Here is a 2156-nt window from a genome sequence, read left to right on the forward strand (position 1 = left end):
TGGCTGTTTTACGCGTATGACAGGATACGGAGGACGGTTGTGGCGCACGTCTTCGGTGAACGCACTCTGGCCACACTGGAGCGTCTTCTGAGCCTGCTGTCGGCCTTTGAGGTCGTGGTATGGATGACGGATGGCTGGCCGCTGTATGAATCACGCCTGAAGGGAAAGCTGCACGTTATCAGCAAGCGTTACACTCAGCGCATTGAGCGACATAATCTGAATCTGAGACAACATCTGGCAAGGCTGGGACGGAAGTCACTGTCGTTCTCAAAATCGGTGGAGCTGCATGACAAGGTCATCGGGCATTATCTGAACATAAAACACTATCAGTAAGTTGGAGTCATTACCTTGATTGCAATAAAAACTGTCATCTAACTTATTTTCTTGAAGATCGACATATTGAACGTAGTGATAATTACATACCCACGAAAGCATGGCTGAAATTTCTAATCCATGACTCTCATATAATCTTACGATTATACCGTCGCCGTCTTCAGCTAATTTTATTGTTTCGATGATAACGCTGTTAGTATCGATAGCAAAAAATGATAGTGAAGGGGGTAATTCACCCGGGTGCGGTTTGACAGGGACGACCTGTAAGGGATGATTCATTATATAGGCTTGATTAATAACACCACCCACACGGTAATCTCCATGATGAGGAAATAAGGAGAATATGAATTTTTGTTTACCAATATCTGCAAAATTATTAATCAGGAAATTATCATAATTGTCTGTCTTAACAATTTCCCCAGGTTTATGCTGCGAACGCAGCAAAGTTAAGTCAAGCGTCTGGTCTTTGACACGATAGCCATATTTGTTTTTTGCTATTAAAGCTATGCCAGTTTCTCGATCAGAAAGGTCGACCCAGTGATGTGCTGGTATTTCATCTTTGGCAAAAGCGAACGAATCATCGCTATGCGTTGGTCTGTCAATTACACCGAACTGAATTTGACATTGTGCAAGAGATGTTTGTACTGACACCGGGAATTTGACTTTGAGAGAAACATTAGGTTCGTGCCAATCAATAAAAGTTTGGACATCAACGCGTGGACTGTCCTGTGTCAGGGTAAATGCGAAGCGAAGATAAGAGGAATTGTAGTGATAAATCAGCGTCATCGTAGTTTTAGGCCCGCTGATTACAGTTGTCATTTTTTCAGCGAGTAAAACATATGATTCCCCATCACGATAATTTGAAGCAAAATCCCAGGCCGCGAAAAAACCTGCATCTTCGTGGTATGCACGGATCTCACTGTGCATATTTTCAGTAATGTATTCTTTACCATATCTTTTATCATATAGCGAAATTAAATCACCGTTTTCTGAAAAAAGAAGTTTAATGTAATTATTTTCAATACTTCGAGATTCTGCCTTCAGACCATTTACGATCTTATTCTTTGGATCAATCACAGCATAACCATAAGAGTTTACTCGTGCTTTGAGCCAGTTGTTGTTTATATTGATCCATTCGTTACGAGCAAAACAGGTGGTATTAAATAAAATGTGCGGATCTTTATAAGAAGAAGTATCAATTTTACTTAATAAAGTAGACTGCGTATCAGAAATAATTTTCTCGGTTTTTGCTTCTAGTTTAATATATTCCTTTTCAGTTTCAAGATAAACTCTTGAAATACATGATCCGGGAAGGATGTCATGGAATTGCAAGGTCAGCATCTCTTTCCATATTTCATCAAACTCACTGCGAAGAATTGATGTCATATTATTAGTAATAGTTGTAAAAAATTCAGCATCATGTAATTTATTTTCCATATTTCGATTATGAGCTTTAGTTGCTGACTCTGATGTAAAGCACCCTTGATGAGCCTCGAAATAAAGTTCACCTGAAATAATGGGCAAGCTTTCGCGAAAAGCGTCGGCGTAAGTGAAGAACTTATCAACACGGCTGAAATCAACATGAGGTAAGCCATCAATATTGGGTAATGCTGCCAACTTACTGATTTAGTGTATGATGGTGATTTTAAGGTGCTTGCGTGGCTTCCATTTCCATCAGATGTCCTTCCTGCTCCGCTACTGAAGGCGTGGTGCGTAACGGCAAAAGCACTGCCGGACATCAGCGCTATCTCTGCTCTCATTGCCGTAAAACATGGCAACTACAGTTCACTTACACCGCCTCTCAGCCCGGTACGCACCAGAAA

Annotated in this window: 1 protein-coding gene and 2 pseudogenes; 2 read left to right on the plus strand and 1 reads right to left on the minus strand. The window is 40.7% G+C overall.

Annotated features, from left to right (window positions below; translation table 11 throughout):
- Window positions 1-333: pseudogene (locus BHE85_RS14015) on the plus strand (IS1-like element IS1X2 family transposase); the annotation flags it as partial.
- Here the strand turns inward: BHE85_RS14015 and BHE85_RS14020 are convergent.
- Window positions 268-1941: pseudogene (locus tag BHE85_RS14020) on the minus strand (glycoside hydrolase family 38 C-terminal domain-containing protein); the annotation flags it as partial. The pseudogenes BHE85_RS14015 and BHE85_RS14020 sit on opposite strands and share 66 nt — an antisense overlap.
- A 50-nt stretch (window positions 1942-1991) precedes the next feature.
- Between BHE85_RS14020 and BHE85_RS14025 the strand changes: the two are divergent.
- Window positions 1992-2156, plus strand: a 165-nt coding sequence (locus BHE85_RS14025) for an IS1 family transposase (RefSeq protein ID WP_047664789.1), incomplete at its 3' end; no start/stop codon positions are given.

The organism is Shigella sp. FC1567, from assembly GCF_001743015.1.
Lineage (GTDB): Bacteria > Pseudomonadota > Gammaproteobacteria > Enterobacterales > Enterobacteriaceae > Escherichia > Escherichia coli.